At 39.5% G+C, this 17,547-nt stretch carries 15 protein-coding genes; 14 read left to right on the top strand and 1 reads right to left on the bottom strand.

The window, feature by feature from the left end:
* The first annotated feature begins 32 nt into the window (after nucleotides 1-32).
* The 14 genes from IGL36_RS10005 to nifJ all read left to right on the top strand — a co-directional run bounded on the left by IGL36_RS10005 (nucleotide 33) and on the right by nifJ (nucleotide 15,863).
* Nucleotides 33-392, top strand: a complete 360-nt coding sequence (locus tag IGL36_RS10005) for a winged helix-turn-helix domain-containing protein (RefSeq protein ID WP_002356595.1) — start codon at nucleotides 33-35, stop codon at nucleotides 390-392.
* The gene (locus IGL36_RS10000) at nucleotides 389-1,396 is read left to right on the top strand and encodes an XdhC family protein (protein WP_002398004.1); all 1,008 of its coding nucleotides are present in this window, start codon (nucleotides 389-391) and stop codon (nucleotides 1,394-1,396) included. Before IGL36_RS10005 ends, IGL36_RS10000 begins: the two co-directional genes overlap by 4 nt.
* 120 nt (nucleotides 1,397-1,516) lie before the next feature.
* Nucleotides 1,517-4,090, top strand: coding sequence for a selenium-dependent xanthine dehydrogenase (gene xdh, locus IGL36_RS09995; RefSeq protein ID WP_002405135.1), 2,574 nt, complete (start codon nucleotides 1,517-1,519; stop codon nucleotides 4,088-4,090).
* Between the two features lie 13 nt (nucleotides 4,091-4,103).
* Nucleotides 4,104-4,685, top strand: coding sequence for a molybdenum cofactor cytidylyltransferase (gene mocA, locus IGL36_RS09990; RefSeq protein WP_002398006.1), 582 nt, complete (start codon nucleotides 4,104-4,106; stop codon nucleotides 4,683-4,685).
* Nucleotides 4,686-4,698: 13 nt separating this feature from the next.
* Nucleotides 4,699-5,847 (top strand): selenocysteine lyase SclA, encoded by a 1,149-nt coding sequence (gene sclA, locus IGL36_RS09985; RefSeq protein WP_002398007.1) that lies wholly within the window; start codon nucleotides 4,699-4,701, stop codon nucleotides 5,845-5,847.
* A gap of 15 nt (nucleotides 5,848-5,862) precedes the next feature.
* A complete protein-coding gene (gene selD / locus IGL36_RS09980; protein WP_002359657.1) occupies nucleotides 5,863-6,885 on the top strand; it encodes a selenide, water dikinase SelD in 1,023 nt (340 codons plus the stop codon).
* Between the two features lie 15 nt (nucleotides 6,886-6,900).
* A complete protein-coding gene (gene yedF, locus IGL36_RS09975; RefSeq protein WP_002398008.1) occupies nucleotides 6,901-7,488 on the top strand; it encodes a sulfurtransferase-like selenium metabolism protein YedF in 588 nt (195 codons plus the stop codon).
* A 20-nt stretch (nucleotides 7,489-7,508) separates the two neighbouring features.
* Nucleotides 7,509-7,766, top strand: coding sequence for a DUF3343 domain-containing protein (locus tag IGL36_RS09970; protein WP_002356603.1), 258 nt, complete (start codon nucleotides 7,509-7,511; stop codon nucleotides 7,764-7,766).
* A complete protein-coding gene (gene yqeC / locus IGL36_RS09965; protein WP_002359659.1) occupies nucleotides 7,754-8,509 on the top strand; it encodes a selenium cofactor biosynthesis protein YqeC in 756 nt (251 codons plus the stop codon). The genes IGL36_RS09970 and yqeC overlap by 13 nt, the downstream gene beginning before the upstream one ends.
* A complete protein-coding gene (gene yqeB / locus IGL36_RS09960; protein ID WP_002356611.1) occupies nucleotides 8,473-9,303 on the top strand; it encodes a selenium-dependent molybdenum cofactor biosynthesis protein YqeB in 831 nt (276 codons plus the stop codon). Before yqeC ends, yqeB begins: the two co-directional genes overlap by 37 nt.
* Nucleotides 9,304-9,538: 235 nt before the next feature.
* Nucleotides 9,539-10,003, top strand: coding sequence for a flavodoxin (locus tag IGL36_RS09955; protein WP_002382673.1), 465 nt, complete (start codon nucleotides 9,539-9,541; stop codon nucleotides 10,001-10,003).
* Between the two features lie 37 nt (nucleotides 10,004-10,040).
* Nucleotides 10,041-10,898 carry a sulfide/dihydroorotate dehydrogenase-like FAD/NAD-binding protein gene (locus IGL36_RS09950; protein WP_002370486.1) on the top strand — a complete coding sequence of 286 codons (858 nt, stop codon included), beginning with the start codon at nucleotides 10,041-10,043 and terminating at the stop codon, nucleotides 10,896-10,898.
* On the top strand, nucleotides 10,891-12,309 hold the full coding sequence (gltA, locus tag IGL36_RS09945) for an NADPH-dependent glutamate synthase (RefSeq protein WP_002370484.1): 1,419 nt from the start codon (nucleotides 10,891-10,893) through the stop codon (nucleotides 12,307-12,309). Before IGL36_RS09950 ends, gltA begins: the two co-directional genes overlap by 8 nt.
* Before the next feature lie 20 nt (nucleotides 12,310-12,329).
* On the top strand, nucleotides 12,330-15,863 hold the full coding sequence (nifJ, locus tag IGL36_RS09940) for a pyruvate:ferredoxin (flavodoxin) oxidoreductase (protein WP_002398011.1): 3,534 nt from the start codon (nucleotides 12,330-12,332) through the stop codon (nucleotides 15,861-15,863).
* Between the two features lie 36 nt (nucleotides 15,864-15,899).
* On the opposite strand, the gene IGL36_RS09935 is transcribed toward nifJ, so the two are convergent.
* A complete protein-coding gene (locus tag IGL36_RS09935; RefSeq protein ID WP_010713181.1) occupies nucleotides 15,900-17,315 on the bottom strand; it encodes a TrkH family potassium uptake protein in 1,416 nt (471 codons plus the stop codon).
* Nucleotides 17,316-17,547: the final 232 nt, after the last annotated feature.

Below are 17,547 nucleotides of genomic sequence, written 5' to 3'. Positions count from 1 at the left end.
TATAAAAAAATGAACGAATAAAGGAGGAGAAGATGTTTACGTATTCCCTAAACTTAAAATTAAAAACAGATCGGAACTTTTTTGGTCCTGGCGTTGTCGAAGTTTTACAAAAAATTCAGCAAACTGGGTCACTAAACTTAGCGGCAAAAGAGATGAAAATGTCTTATAATAAGGCATGGCGGATTGTGCGGGTAGCTGAAGAAGAGCTATCTTTTCCATTAATTATCAAAAGCGTTGGCGGTTGTAATGGTGGCGGGTCAATTGTTACGGATCAAGGAAAAGAGTTGATTGATCAATATCTTTTATTTGAGAAAAAAGTGTATCAACAGGTAGAGGCATGCTTTGAAGAAATATTTAAAGAACAGGATGTAGTATCGGAGGAACTGAAATGAGAGAAGTATTTCAGCGTTTGAAACAGGCAATATTGGAAAAGCAAGACACGATGTTATTAACGATTGGTACAAGTTCAGGATCTACACCACGAAGTCAAGGGGCTAGAATGCTGGTTTCCGCCGAAGGTAGAATAGCCGGAACTGTTGGTGGTGGCGCGGTTGAATTTCAGGCTGAACAAGTGGCAAAAAAGCTACTTATTGAGAAAGAAAATGCACAACGTCAATTTATTTTAGCACCGAATAATATTGCTGATTTAGGCATGGTCTGTGGCGGAAATGTCACGATTTTTTTCCATTATCTTTCATGGGAAACGCCATTTTTAAAAGAGTTGTGTGAGTCCATAGAAACGCATTTTCAAAATAATCAACAAGGTTGGTTAATGACTGAACTAGATCAAAACAATTTAGGAAAAGTATCCTTTTATAGTGAAACAGGCGAATTGATTGGTTCCACTTCTTGGGAGGGGGAATTAAGTTTGCTACCTAAAGGTATCCATTGTGAGCAAAAAGAGGACATAATTTTTTTAACAGAAGCGATCCTCCAAGTAGGGAAAGTGTATATTTTTGGAAGTGGTCATGTCGCACGCGCATTGGTACCTATTTTAAACTATTTATCGTTTTATTGCGTTGTAGTGGACGATCGTCCAGAATTTTTGACGGCACAAGCTTTTCCACAAGCTGAAGAACTACGGGTGATTCCTTTAGAAAATTTAGCTGCGTTTATTGAAATAACGGCGGACGATTATGGTATAGTGATTACCAGAGGACACAATTTTGATTTCATCGTTGCCAAACAGTTATTGGAAACACCAGCCAAATATATTGGTGTGATGGGGAGCAAACACAAAATTGCTTCACAAGTTCGACGGTTAAAAGAGGTCGGTTATACAATGACTGAAATTGAAAGAATTTTCATGCCAATTGGCTTAGACATTGCAGCCGAAACACCAGAAGAGTTAGCGATTAGCATCGCGGGAGAATTAATTCAACAGCGCTATCAATAATGCGAACCTTTAAATTAAATAAAAAACTTTTTTTGCTAAAAAATAATTTTTAGAACGGAGATTTGTGGTATAATCTAGGTGATTGAACACTAAACTATATCAGAAATCGAGGTGCAAGAAATGTATTCAATTATTGTAAATGGTCAAAGTGAAACCTGTGAAACAAACAAAAAATTAATGGACTTTTTGCGGGAGGATCTGGGCCTAACTGGAACAAAAGATGGCTGTAACCAAGGCTCTTGCGGTGCATGTACGGTGTTAGTAAATGGAAAGGCTTCCAAAGCATGTTTGTTTACTCTAGAAAAATTAGCTGGTAAAGAAGTCACGACAATCGAAGGTTTAAGCCAACGGCAAAAAGATGTCTATGCCTATGCGTTTGCAAAAACGGGTGCAGTTCAGTGCGGGTATTGCATCCCTGGGATGGTTATTTCGGCACAAGGATTATTGAACAAGAAACCCGAACCCACAAAAGAAGACATTCAGAAAGCTATACGAGGAAACATTTGTCGTTGTACAGGATATGTGAAAATAATAGAAGCCATTCAGTTAGCTGCTAAAATGTTTTGTGAAGAAACGAGCATTCCAGAAGAACATTCAAATGGTAAATTAGGGGAAGACTTCCAACGGGTCGATGCAGTGGAGAAAACCTTAGGAACAGGGATTTATGTAGATGACATTGACATAGAAGGAATGCTTCATGCATCTGCTTTGCGGAGTGCCTATCCTCGCGCAAAAGTTCTATCAATCGATAGTACCCAAGCATTGGCGCATCCTGACTGTGTGGCTGTGTTCACAGCTAAAGACGTTCCAGGAAATAATAAAATTGGTCATTTAGAATTTATTTCCGATTGGGATGTAATGATTCCAGAAGGAGAAATAACACGGTATGTTGGGGATGCAGTAGCACTCGTTGTTTCAAAAAGAAAAGAAACCTTACCAGAGATAAAAAATTTAGTGGAAGTTGATTACGAAGAAATGATACCGCTTACTTCTTGTGAAGCTGCTTTAGCAGAAGGTGCACCAGCTATTCATGAAAAGGGCAATATCTTGTCTCATGAACACTTGGTACGTGGCAATGCAGAGGAAGTATTAGCAAATTCTGCGTTTGTAGTGACAGAACATTATTCCGTACCAATTAACGAACATGCCTTTATGGAACCCGAGTGTGCGATTGCACAGCCTGAAGGTGAGGGCATTTTACTCTTTAGTGCGGGTCAAAGTATCTATGATGAACAACGGGAAGTGGCTCGGATGTTAGGACTGGACAAGGAAAAAATTCATGTTCAATCAAAACTTGTTGGTGGCGGTTTTGGTGGAAAAGAAGACATGAGTGTTCAGCATCATGCATCCTTAGCCGCTTGGTTATTGAAGAAACCAGTAAAAGTACTGCTAAGCCGTGAAGAAAGTTTGATGGTTCATCCCAAACGCCATGGCATGGAAATGGACTTTACGACCGGCTGTGATGAAGAAGGCAATTTAACTGCAATGAAAGCAGTGATTTATGCGGATACTGGGGCCTATGCTTCTTTAGGAGGACCGGTATTGCAACGGGCTTGTACACATGCGGCAGGTCCCTACAAGTATCAAACGATTGATGTGGAAGGGTTTGCTGTATATACTAATAATCCGCCAGCAGGTGCATTTCGTGGATTTGGTGTTTGCCAAACGGCTTTTGCAATTGAAAGTAATTTAAACTTGTTAGCAGAAAAAGTCGGACTATCACCATGGGAAATACGCTTTAAAAATGCCGTCGCCCCAGGAGATACTTTACCGAATGGACAATTGGTCTCGAAAAATGCGGCGTTAAAAGAAGCCTTGTTAGCAGTTAAAGACGTCTATGAACAAGCGGAAGTTGCTGGAATTTCTAGTTTCTTTAAAAACAGTGGCGTGGGTGTGGGGCTACCTGATACAGGGCGTTGTATTATTTCTGTTGAAGAAGGAAAAATACATGTCCGCACAAGTGCTGCTTGTATCGGTCAAGGGATGGCAACCGTTACGACGCAAATTGCCTGTGAAACATTAAATTTACCACCAGAAATGATTGTTGCGGAAGCACCTGATACGAGAAGAACGCCGAATTCAGGAACAACAACGGCTTCGAGGCAGTCACTCTTCACAGGAGAAGCAACTAGAAGAGCGGCAATGCAATTACGGTATGAACTTGATATGGGACGTGCTTTAAGTGATTTGGAAGGCGAAGAATTTTATGGGGAATATTCAGCGAAAACGGATCCATTAATCAATGATAAAAAAAGTCCAGTTAGTCATGCTGGTTATGGTTATGCTGCTGAAGTAGCTATTCTAGATGACAAAGGAAAAGTAGCTAAATTTGTGGCTGCGTATGATATGGGGCAAGTGGTGAATCCACGAGCTGCTGAAGGTCAAATTGAAGGTGGGATTGCGATGGGCATGGGGTATGCTTTAACTGAAAAATTTGCCTTAGAAGAAGGCTATGTTAAAGCAAAATATGCAACGCTAGGATTAGTGAACGCCACTCAAGTACCACCAATTGAAACAATTTTGGTTCATGCTGACAATCTTCACGAAGGTTTAGCTTATGGAATTAAAGGCGTAGGTGAGTTAGCAACGATCCCTACCGCACCAGCTTTAGCAGGCGCATATTTTGCCTTGGATGGTCAGCTCCGACCAAGTCTGCCTTTAGAAAATACCCCTTATCAAAAGAAAAAAAGATAAAAGGAGACAACTCATGTCACTCGTTAGTGTCATTATTCTAGCATCGGGCAATTCACAACGGATGGGCCAAAATAAATTGTTCTTAAAATATCAAGGAAAAACATTTTTAGAGCACACGTTAACCTTAGTGAATCAATTAGACGTATTAGAACGGATTTTAGTTGTTTCGCCTGAGAATCAGCCAGCGTTTCCTTTACCTAAGAACATTCAGTTGATTCTCAATCATCAATGGCAAGAAGGGCAAAGTAGCAGTATTCGTTTAGGAACTGAACAAGCTCGGGGAGCTGGCTATTTATACTTACCTAGTGATCAACCATTGTTAACACCTAAAATGCTACAACCCGTGTTAGATAAATGTCAGAGAAATAAAATTATAGTGCCATTACAAAAAGATGGCTGTCCTAGTAGTCCAGTATTATTCGGTAATCAATTTCGACAAGAACTATTAACATTGACTGGTGAAAAAGGCGGACGCATGATTTATGAACGCTTTCCAGAAGCAGTTCAGATGTTGAAAATAGCGACTCCTGGCCGTTTAAAAGATATCGACACGCCAGAAGAGTACAGAAAATTAATTCAAGAAACCAATAGTTAGAGAGGAAAAACGTATGAAGGACTTGGTTTATTTAAATTATGCAGCGACTTCCTATAAAAAATTTCCAGCAACCATTGAGGCTTTGACTGCCTATTTAGCAGAAAATCAGTTCATGAATTACGGAAGAAATGCCCCTTTGCTTAGAGAGGGGCTTCCTCTTTTAGAGACACGTCAATTGTTAGCAGACTTTTTTCAGGCACCCAGTGCGGCTCAGATTACGTTTACGAATAACGCAACAACTTCCTTAAATCTTGCATTAGCGGGGATTTTACAACCTGGCGACCATGTAATTACGACTATGTTAGAACATCATGCAGTAGCCAGACCGCTTCACTTACTTGAGAAAGAACGAGGCATTTCAGTGACATATGTTGCTTGTCAAAAAACGGGTCTGTTAGATGTAGAAGATATTCAGCGAGCTTGGCGAACGAATACAAAAGCCTTGGTGATGACACACGCATCCAATGTCTTAGGCACCATTTTACCCATTGAAGAATGTTTTCAATGGGCTCAACAGAAAGGATTATTAACCGTTTTGGATGCGGCTCAAACGGCGGGCTTTCTACCAATAAAAATGACCCAGATGGCCATTGATGTGTTAGCCTTTACTGGACATAAAAGCTTATATGGATTAGTAGGTATTGGTGGGTTAGCTTTTAGTGAGCGAGGGGCTGAAGCGGTCAAACCACTGATGGCGGGCGGCACTGGTAGCCATTCTAATTCCTTTGATCAACCCTCTTTTTTACCAGATAAATTTGAAGCTGGTACGTTAAACAGTTTAGGTATTCTAAGCTTAAATAGTTCTATTAAAGAGTTGAATAAAATTGGTTTAGCAGCGATTCAAAAGCATGAACGAACCTTAATGCAGAATTTTTTAAATGGTTTATCAGGGTTACCTGTCACAATTTTAGGAACCAAGGACGTGGCACAAACTGTCCCTGTTGTTTCTATCACACTGTGGAATCAGGAAGAAACAATAGTGGCACAGCAACTAGCAGAACAATATGGCATTATGACGCGCGCAGGTTTGCATTGTGCACCATTAGCCCATCAAACAGCTGGGACTTTAGCAACTGGCACCTTACGTTTTAGCTTTGGTTGGCAGACAACGCCTGAAGAAATTACTTGGACAATTCACGCTTTACAAGAACTACTAATTTGAGAAGGAGCGGACAGCATGGATTTTTTATCACAATGTACATCAGGTGGCTGTGGGGCAAAAATTGAATCCCGTGTACTGAACCAATTGTTGCAACACTTACCCGAAACACCAGCAAATGAGCGGCTACTCGTCGGATTTGAACATGCCGACGACGCCGCTGTTTACCAAATAACGTCTGAAAAAGCTTTGATTTCAACGGTAGATTTTTTTTCACCAATGGTCAATGATCCGTTATCATTTGGAAAAATTGCGGTCGCTAATGCTTTAAGTGATGTCTATGCCATGGGCGGAACAGTCCTTTATGCGCTAAATCTTGTTTGTTTTCCACAAAAGATGTCAAAAGAATGGTTGGAACAAATGCTCTTGGGTGGCAGCTTAAAATTAAAGGAAGCGGGTGCTTTACTGGCGGGAGGCCATTCGATTTATGATCATGAACCCAAGTATGGTCTAGCGGTAACCGGAGAAGTTCATCCAGAAAATTTGTGGCATAATAATACGCCACAGGTGGGGGATGTCTTGATTTTAACTAAAGCATTAGGTGTAGGAATTATTCAAGCGGCTGTTCGGGGGCAATTGGCGAAGCAGACGGAACAAAAAATCGCACAAGATTCGATGGAACGTTTAAATAAATATGCCGCTGCGAATGCTCGATCCTACGCAGTACATGCTTGTACTGATGTGACTGGGTTTGGTCTATTAATTCATGCAAAAGAAATGGCTGATAATCAGGTAACATTACTGATTGATACAGAAGCATTACCAACCATTACAGGAGCGTTGGCCTACGCCGCAGAATGTTTAGTCACTGCAGCTGGGCAAAGAAACCGCCAAACAATCGGAACGACAATCGATTATTCAAAAATTTCTATGGAAATGCAAGAACTTTTGTTTGATCCACAAACTTCTGGCGGACTGTTAATTAGTGTCGCTGCTGACGAAGCGGCAGCCTGTTTAGCAGCTATTCAAAAAGAGGACCCTGTTGCCAAAATTATTGGCGAGGTTCTGCCAAAAGAACAACAAGCAGTAGTACTTTTATAGAGAGAAGGGCCAAATATGAAATTAGTAGATGCATTGGGGAAACCTTGCCCAATACCTGTGATTGAAACGAAAAAAGCTTTGGCGGAGTTAGGTTTAGCTGGAGGCACTATCGAGGTTTTAGTCGATAACGAAGTAGCTGTTGAAAATTTGAAAAAATTAGCTACTAAAAAACAGGCCACTTTGACTGCGAAGCAGATAGAAGCCACGGTTTTCTCTGTCAAAATTACGGTATCTGAAGAAGCGACTCAACAAACAAGTCAGTCAGCAACAGATTTAGTAATTACGATTGGCTCCGATCAATTAGGTACTGGAGACGAGCAGCTAGGACGACTATTAATGAAAAGTTATCTTCAATCATTATCAGAAGCAGAAACTGTTCCTACACAGCTATTATTCTTTAATCGAGGGGCGTTTTTAACGAATCAAGCAGCGAATACCTTAGCTGATTTGCAACAATTAGCGGAGAAGGGAACCACGATTCAAACGTGTGGGGCCTGTTTAGATTTTTATCATTTAACAGACACCTTAGCTATCGGCTCTATTACTAATATGTACGAAATTGTTGAAACAATGAATCAAGCGGCTAAAGTAATTACGCTTTAACAAAAAAAGAAGGTGAAAAGATGGAGTATTTGCTAACCTTTCCGAATACACATTATGCTGTTCTGGCAGAACAAGTACTGTTGGCAAGAAAGGTGGCTGTTCGCGTCTTTACTTTGCCACCATCATTGACGGATGGCTGTGGGATCGGTTTACTCATTAATGAAGCGGAAATAACTCACAGTGTATGTTTTTTAGAAGAAGCAAAAGTACGCGTAGCCTCTATTTTTTCTGTGAAAAATGACCTTGGGGAAAGGAGGTACCAACTGTGGAGTCCTTAAAAAAGTGTTTTGATTTACAAGGAAAGGAGATTGTGTCAATTGTTGGTAGTGGTGGGAAAACAAGCTTAATGTGGGCGCTAGCAAAAACATATCGAAAAGAAGCTGTTCTGGTTAGTACAACCACAAAAATTGGGTTTCCCCAACGTCAATTGTATGATTATTTTTATACAAACCATTTTGAAAAAATAACGCCGAATATCTGCGGAATCACTTTAGCAGGAACCGCTATCAACAACCAAACAAAACTAACGATGCCTGCAATGACCTCGTTTCAAACATTGTTTCAGCACTTCACGAAAGTTTTTTTAGAAGCGGATGGGTCCAAACAACGACCTTTGAAAGGCTGGTCCTCTTATGAACCCGTGATATTAAAAGAAACAACCACCACAATTGGTGTGCTTCCGATTTCTGTAATTGGTCAAAAGATAGATGAAACGACCATTCATCGGTTGCCGCTTTTTTTGGAATTAACCGATGCGCAACTACAAGAACCAATCACAGAAACATTGTTAGCTCAACTGATTGATCATCCAAAAGGATTGTTTAAAGAGAGCCAAGGCCAACGAATTTTATGTTTAAATCAAACCCATACGCGAAGAGAGTTCGTTCAAGCGATGAATGTCTGTCTTCAATTACCCAAAAGCTGTTTTGAAAAATTAGACAAGATTATTGCTTGCAATATGGAATTAGAGAAAGGACTTATTTTATGGGAGAAATCAGTCAAAACATCCAAGAAAAATTAGTGATTGTTCGCGGAGGGGGCGATCTAGCGACAGGTGTTATCCAAAAATTATGGCACGTTGGCTTTAAAATACTAGTATTAGAAACAGAATGTCCTCTGGCCATTCGGCGGACTGTTTCAGTTTGTGATGCTATTTTTCAGAAAGAACAAAGAGTGGAAGATTTGGTTGCTGTTCGAATTACTTCATTAAAGGATTGCGCGAAATGTTGGCAGCAAAATAAGCTGCCTGTTTTTGTCGATCAAACAGCAAGTGCTATTCAACAATTGAAACCACTGATTGTTATCGATGCGATTTTGGCTAAGAAAAATTTAGGTACGCATCGAGGAATGGCACCGATTACGATTGCTTTAGGACCAGGCTTTTCAGCACCGCAAGATGTCGATGTTGTGATTGAGACAATGCGTGGCCATAGGTTGGGACGTTTATACTTTGAAGGAACAGCTTTACCTAATACAGGTATTCCAGGTGAAATTGGCGGAAAAAGTGCGGAACGAGTTGTCCATGCCCCTGCTTCAGGACAAGTTACCCACCTTAAAAACATAGGGGATCTCGTGTTGAAAGGGGAAGCATTATTTTTAATCGATCAGGTTCCAGTTTATTCGCCTCTGACAGGGACTTTGAGAGGATTGATTTCAGAAAAGGTAACATGTTATCAAGGGTTGAAGTGTGCAGATGTGGATCCTCGACCAGTTGAGAAAGTCGATTGCTTGACGATCTCCGACAAAGCTCGTGCATTAGGGGGAGCGGTTTTAGAAGCAATTTTTATGATTGGAAGAAGGAAAAACGTTTTATAAAAAAGAACCTAAATAATATTTTTTTTACCTTAAAAATATTGTTAAAAAGGTTTGGAATGTGGTATAGTAAAGACGTAGTAAAAAATACTCTATCTCGAAAGGGGAAGAGTACATACTTAGTTAGATTAGTTTGTGAATAAAATCATTTGTAAAAGTTATTTTTTTAAGAATTAATGTAAGGGGTTACAATTGCATTTGAATGCATTGAAATATTTAGGAAAAAGAAAGGAAATGAATGAAGATGGCACTAGTAAAAATTGTTTATGCAAGTATGACTGGAAACACAGAAGAAATTTCCGAGATTTTGGAAGAACAGTTTCAAGAAGCTGGAGTTGAAGTAGAACGTGAAGAATGTTCAGAAGTTGATGTAGACTTCTTTGATGATGCAGATGCTTGTATTATCGCAACGTATACTTATGGTGATGGGGAACTGCCTTTTGAATTTGAAGATTTCTTTGATGAATTAACTGAGAAGGATTTAGCAGGTAAGCCATTTGGTGTTGTTGGCTCCGGTGATCGTGAATATGGTGAATTTTTCTGTAAATCAGCGCATGATTTTGTAGGAGCTTTTGAAAAAGCTGGTGCTAAAAAAGTAGCTGAAACAGTTGAAATTGAAAACAATGCAGAAGAAGAAGACATCGAAATGCTAAAAACATTTGTTAAAAGTGTCGCCACAACTTTATCTGATAGCGTTGCCTAAGGGTTTAAGAAAGTAGGAGTCAGAATGAAAAGGAACGATGAAGGTAGGTATTTCAATGTTTAATATTCTTCAATCGACTCAATTATCTAGTAATACATTTGATTTTTGGCTGGAAGCGCCAAGAATAGCGACACATGCCCAGGCTGGACAGTTTGTTATTTTAAGAATTGACGAAAAGGGAGAACGGATCCCCTTAACGATTGCGGAGACAAATCCACAAGCAGGCAGTATTCGAATTATTTTCCAAGTAATTGGTAAGACAACAGCTGCACTTTCCCAACTTAAAACTTCCGACTCTTTGTTAGATGTCACTGGACCTTTAGGTATGCCCACAGAAGTGAAGCAATATGGAACGGTGATGGTTGTCGGTGGCGGGGTTGGTATCGCGGCTATTTATCCAATTATCAAGGCTTTAAAAGAAGCAGGCAACCGAGTGATTACGATTTTGGGAGCACGAACAGCTGAGTTAGTTCTGTTACAAGAAGAATGCCGTCGTTATTCAGATGAGCTAATCATTACAACGGATGATGGTTCATTAGGTAAAAAGGGCTTAGTAACAGAAGCGATGGAAGAAGTTATTGCACGTGAATCTGTAGCGTGCAGTTGGGCGATTGGGCCCAGCATCATGATGAAATTTTGTACCTTGACAGCTGAAAAACATCAATTACCAATTTATGTTTCCTTGAATCCTATTATGATTGACGGAACAGGCATGTGTGGCGGTTGTCGGGTCACTGTTGATGGCACCATGAAATTTGCCTGTGTTGATGGACCTGAGTTTAAAGGCAATGAAGTAAATTGGGATGAATTCATTAATCGAATGAAGCAATATCAGGAAGAAGAAGCAGTTTGCTTTACAGATCGTTTGAAAGAGCAGGTGGAGAAAAATGGCTAGAAAAAGTCGTATAAAAACACCGATTGCGGAACAAGCACCTACTATCAGAAAGAATAATTTTGAAGAGGTTTGCTTAGGCTATACATTAGCAGAAGGGCAAGAAGAAGCGATTCGCTGTTTACAATGTAAAAATGCACCTTGTATTGCTAAATGCCCCGTGATGATTGATATTCCTGGATTTATTTTAGCTATTCGTGAAGGAAACATGGAACAAGCAGCCGATATTTTAAGTAAATATACGAATTTACCTGCTATTTGTGGACGCGTTTGTCCGCAAGAGAAACAATGTGAACAAGTTTGTAAATTAGGGAAAGCCAAAAACTTTGAACCAGTGGCAATTGGCAAATTAGAACGTTTAGTTGCCGATTGGGCATTAGAAAATCACATGTTTCCTAAAAAAACAGCGGAACCAACAAAAGGGAAAATCGCAGTGGTCGGTTCTGGTCCTTCTGGGTTAACAGTTGCGGGGGATTTGGCAAAGCTCGGCTACGAAGTAATTATTTTTGAAGCGCTTCATGAAGCTGGCGGCGTATTAACCTATGGCATACCTGAATTTCGATTACCGAAAAAAATTGTTAAACAAGAAATTGCGAGTATTGAAGCCTTAGGTGTAACAATAGAAACCAATGTGGTAGTAGGTAAAACGATTACGATGGAAGAAATAATGTCAGAGTTTGATGCCTGTTATCTATCGGTTGGTGCAGGGGCACCAAACTTTATGGGAATCCCAGGAACTAGTTTAAATGGGGTTTATTCTTCTAGTGAATTTTTAACACGAATCAATTTAATGCATAGCTATGAGTTTCCAGAATATGATACACCGATTAAACGTGCTAAAAATGTTGTTGTGATTGGCGGCGGGAATGTTGCAATGGATGCCGCTCGTTCAGCCAAACGATTAGGCGCTGAAAATGTGAACATTGTGTATCGTCGTTCGTTAGAAGAATTACCAGCAAGAATTGAAGAATACCACCATTCCCTTGAAGAAGGAATTAACTATTATTGGTTAACGAATCCAATTGCTTATTTAGATGACCAACAAGGAAATCTAGCTGGTGTTGAATGTATCAAAATGGTTTTAGGTGAACCAGATGTGTCTGGAAGACGACGGCCAGAACCGGTTCCAGACAGCACGTTTACCATTCCTGCTGATGCAGTAATCGAGGCAATTGGCCAAGGGGCAAATCGAGTCTTGTTATCAACATATCCAGAAATAGAACTAAACCAATGGGGTTACATTCAAGCTGATCCTAAAACAGGAGCAACCTCAATACCTGGCGTTTTTGCTGGGGGCGATATAGTCACAGGTGCTGCCACCGTTATTTTAGCGATGGGCGCTGGGAAAATCGCAGCTAATGCAATTGATCAGTATGTCAAAACACAAAAAACAACAGTCACAAGCAATGTTTAGGAAAGATAAAAGGTGAAAAAATGAAAAAAACAATGGATGGAAACACCGCAGCGGCTTATATTTCATATGCGTTTACAGAAGTTGCCGCTATTTATCCTATCACACCAAGTTCAACAATGGCTGAGTTGGTAGATGAATGGGCGGAAAGTGGTTTAAAAAATATTTATGGTCAAAAAGTTCAAGTTATTGAAATGCAATCAGAAGCTGGGGCAGCGGGAGTAGTTCATGGTTCGTTAAAAACAGGTGCGTTAACCACTACTTATACTGCTTCACAAGGTTTACTGTTGATGATTCCCAATATGTATAAAATCGCAGGAGAATTGCTGCCTTCTGTGTTCCACGTGGCGGCTCGGGCAGTAACGACAAGTGCGTTGAGTATTTTTGGTGACCATGGCGATGTGATGGCTACCCGCCAAACAGGTTTTTGTATGTTAGCAGAATCGAGTGTCCAAGAAGTAATGGATTTGTCGGCAGTTGCTCATTTAGCTAGCTTAGAAGGTAGTTTACCTTTTGTAAACTTTTTTGATGGTTTTAGAACGAGCCATGAACTACAAAAAATCGAAGTGATTGATTATGATGACCTGAAAGAAATGGTGAATCAGGAAGCTGTAACTCGTTTTAGAATGGGAGGCATGAATCCTAATCATCCCACTGTTTCAGGGACCGCTCAAAATCCTGACATTCATTTTCAACAAAGAGAAACAGTCAATAAAAATTACGAAGAAATGCCAAAAATTGTTCAAAAATACATGAAAAAAATTAACAATCTTCGTGGAACAACGTATGATTTAACCGATTATTACGGGGTTGAAGATGCAACAGAAGTCATTATTTCAATGGGGTCGGCTTCGCCAGTAATCAAACAAACAGTCGACTATCTCAATCAACAAGGACGCAAAGTTGGTTTTATCAATATTCATTTATATCGTCCATTTCCTACCGAAAACCTTCTTGAAAAATTACCAGCTACAGTAGAAAAGGTTGCGGTTTTAGATCGAACAAAAGAATCAGGAGCCGAAGGGGAACCGTTATTGCTAGATGTTCAAAGCGCTCTTTATCAACATGAAAATCGACCAATTGTGATTGGTGGACGTTATGGGTTAGGCTCTAAAGACGTAGCGCCTAATCAAATTAAAGCGGTCTATGATCATTTGTTATTGCCATTTAAAGAATTAAAACAACGTTTTACGGTAGGGATCGTTGATGATGTAACCTATCAATCATTGCCAGAAGAACCTACTTTAGATTTAACGCCAGATACTACCTTCCAAGCAAAATTTTGGGGCTTTGGTTCTGACGGAACTGTGGGAGCAAACAAGCAAGCGATTAAAATTATCGGAGATCATACCGACCTTTATGCACAAGCTTACTTTAGTTATGATTCTAAAAAATCAGGCGGTTTAACCGTTTCGCATCTGCGTTTTGGTAAAGAGCCAATTACTTCCACGTATTTAATTGAACAAGCAGATTTCATCGCTTGTCATAATGCTTCCTATTTGCATAAATACGACCTGTTAAAAGGCTTAAAAGATGGCGGAACGTTTTTACTGAATACTATTTGGGATCAAGAAAAGGTTCACCGTTTATTACCGGCTAAGTTAAAAAAATATATTGGGGAGCACCAAATCAAATTTTACATTATCAATGCGGTTGAGTTAGCTCGCAAAGTAGGCTTAGGTCGTCGGATCAATACAGTGATGTCTACTGCCTTTTTTGAAGTAACAGATATTTTAACGAAAGAGCAATATTTACCGTTACTTAAAGAAGAAGTGAAAAAGACTTATGGAAAAAAATCAATGGAAATTGTTGAAAAAAATTACCAAGCGATTGATGCTACCTTTGAATCGCTGCAAGAAATTGTAGTTCCAGAAGATTGGGCAACCATTGTTTTAGAGCCAGAAAATCAAGAGTCGGAAGTTCCAGCTTTTGTGACAAATATTTTAGAACCGATCAATCGTCAAGAAGGGGATCAGCTGACCGTTTCAGATTTGATTGAAAACGGAATGAAGGGCGGTGCCATTCCAATGGGCACTGCGGCTTATGAAAAACGTGGCATTGCGTTAGAAGTGCCTGAGTGGCAAATGGATAAGTGTACGATGTGTAATGAATGTGCCTTTGTTTGTCCACATGCGGCTATTCGACCATTTTTAGCGGATGAAGAAGAACTGAAAGAAGCACCTGCAGGTTTTGCCATGCGCGAAATGCGTGGCACAGATGGATTGATGTATCGTATCCAAGTTTCTTTAGAAGATTGTACAGGTTGTGGTCTTTGTGTTCAGGCTTGCCCTGTGAAAGACAAGGCGATTTTAATGAAACCTTATGAAACTCAGAAAGAGCAAGCGATGAATTGGGCCTTTGCGATGACTCTTAAACAAAAAGCCAACCCAGTCAAAAAACTTTCTGTTAAAGGTTCCCAATTTAACCAGCCATTGATGGAATTTTCAGGTGCTTGTGAAGGCTGTGGCGAAACACCTTATATTAAGTTGTTGACGCAATTATTTGGTGATCGAATGATGATTGCTAACGCAACAGGCTGTTCATCAATTTGGGGTGGTTCGTCACCGGTGACGCCTTATACAACGAACGAATGTGGCCAAGGACCAGCTTGGAGTAATTCGCTGTTTGAAGATAATGCTGAATATGGTTATGGTATGTATATTGCCAATCGAACGAAACGTCAACATTTAGCTAGTCTGGTTGAAGAAAGTCTTGCTAAAAATGTCGGATCAGATTCACTTCAAGCCTTGTTAAATGATTGGCTGGAACACATGGCTGAAGGGGAAGGAACACAACAGCGAGCAACCAAACTAGCGGCGGCATTAAGTGAAGAAGCCGATGAAGATCCACTTTTAACAAAAATTTACGAACAAAAAGATTTACTAGTGAAAACGAGTCAATGGATTGTCGGCGGCGATGGTTGGGCCTATGATATCGGGTTTAGCGGCATCGATCATGTTCTTGCCAGTGGGGAAGATGTTAATATTTTTGTTATGGATAACGAAGTGTATGCCAACACAGGTGGGCAAACATCTAAAGCTACACCAGCTTCAGCCATTGCCAAATTCTCAGCGGGTGGGAAACATACCTCTAAAAAAGATTTAGGGATGATGGCAATCACTTATGGGAATGTCTACGTTGCACAAGTAGCTTTAGGCGCAAACTCAATGCAAACGATTAAAGCAATTGACGAAGCGGAGCGGTACCCAGGCCCATCAATTATCATCGGTTATACTCCATGTATTAATCACGGGGTCAAAGGCGGAATGGTTCGGACGTTAGATCAAGCCAAAGAAGCCGTTGAATCTGGCTATTGGCCACTTTATCGCTATAATCCAGAGTTAGTTAAGAAAGGCAAAGATCCGATGGTCATTGACTACAAGAAAACAGATTTTGACAAAATGCGTGATTTCCTTGAAAAACAAACACGTTACTCTGCGTTGCATACAATTAAACAGAATCAAGAAGTAGTCGAACATTTACTTGATAAAACTAAAGAAGATGCAATTGAACGCTCTGAAAGTTATAACAAACTAGTCACACATATGAAAAAATAAAAAAACAAAGCCTCTTACTTGAGAGGCTTTGTTTTTTTATCCAATAATAATTTTTTCTGAAGGGTATTCGTAGCCTAAGTCACGTGTTTCTTTTGGTACAAAAATCATTAAGGTATAAAGCATACCAATACGTCCAATAAACATTAATAAGGCAATCATTAATTTACCTACTGTTGTTAAATCGTCTGTAATGCCCAAAGAAAGACCGGTTGTCCCAAAGGCAGAAGCGACTTCCACAATGATTGAAATCAAGGGCAGATTTTCAGTTGCTGACAAAAAGACGACAGCGAAAAAGCACATAATCAAAGACAACATGAAGACGACAATCGATTTTTTGACATCATCGTCATCTATTTTACGGCTAAAGACGCTAATATCATCTTCACTTTTTAAAAAGGCTAACAAATACAAGCCAATAATCGCAACAGTCGTTGTTCGAACACCACCACCAACAGAGCTAGGACTACAACCAATAAACATTAACACAGAGAAAATAATCAATGTTGTAATTTGGAAGTCCCCTAAATCATTAATTTGGAGGCCAGCGTTTCGTGTAGTCATCGAATAAAACATCGAACTTACCCAACGGCCACTTTCATTCATTGTCAAAAATAGGTGATCTTTTTCTAATAAGTAAATCAAAATAGTCCCACCAATAAACAGAACAATAAACGCTAGCAAAGCAATTTTACTAAACAATGAAAAGCGGAAAGGCAAGCCTCGTTTCTTCTTGCGAAAGTTCTTTTTCTTAAAATGTAACCACTCATGAATTTCCAGTAAAACGGGAAATCCAATTCCGCCGATAAAAATTAAGAACATAATTGCCAGTAAAAAGAGATAATCATGAGCAAAAGGGATAATTGAATCACCTGAAATATCAAAGCCTGAATTAGTCACTGCAGAAATAGCTTGATAAAAGCCATAAAATATCGCATCTCGCCAGTTCGTATAATAACCACTTATATAAAAATAAATCGAAAAGAGCGAGCCGAAGATTACTTGGAACCAAATTAAAATCAAAAAAGTAGTGCGGATCAGTCGAACAATTCCGCTCAGTCGCGGCTGATTCATGTCAGTCATAATTAACTGACGTTGCTTTAATGTGATTCGCCGTTTTGATAAAATAAAAAAGACCGTTGAAATCATCATAATCCCTAAGCCACCAACTTGGAAAAGAACCTCCAATAAGACGATCCCACGATCATTAAAAACCGAATTAATATCGACTGTGGTGAGTCCAGTAACACTGACTGTACTGATTGCTAAGAAAAATAAATCAATAAAAGGAACATGCGAGTCAGGTTCTCTGAAAATAGGGAGGCAAAACAATAAATAAGAAATAACCGTCATTAATATGTAATAAGCGACGATGATTTGAATAGATGAAAAATTTTTGCGAATAAATCGATCGCTTTTTCGCTGTGCCAGCCACAGCAAACGTGTATGGTTCACTAGATAACCTCCCAATTCTAATTAAACTAAGTATACCAAAACTTTTCGCCTCAAACGAATAATTCTGCCAGAAAATCCTTGAAATGACAAATAAAAATAAGAAATTCGTTAGAAATAATTGGAAAACATCCACAAACAAGCGAGAACATGATATTTTATGAAAGAATAGAAAAATAGGTTGTTCCCCAAACAACTTATTGCTAATTGGTCAGTTTGTCTAACGATACAACTT

It is taken from the genome of Enterococcus sp. AZ011, from assembly GCF_050548355.1.
GTDB lineage: Bacteria > Bacillota > Bacilli > Lactobacillales > Enterococcaceae > Enterococcus > Enterococcus faecalis.
The sequence above is the reverse complement of the archived record's forward strand: the minus strand, read 5'-3'. Positions and strand labels throughout refer to the sequence as shown.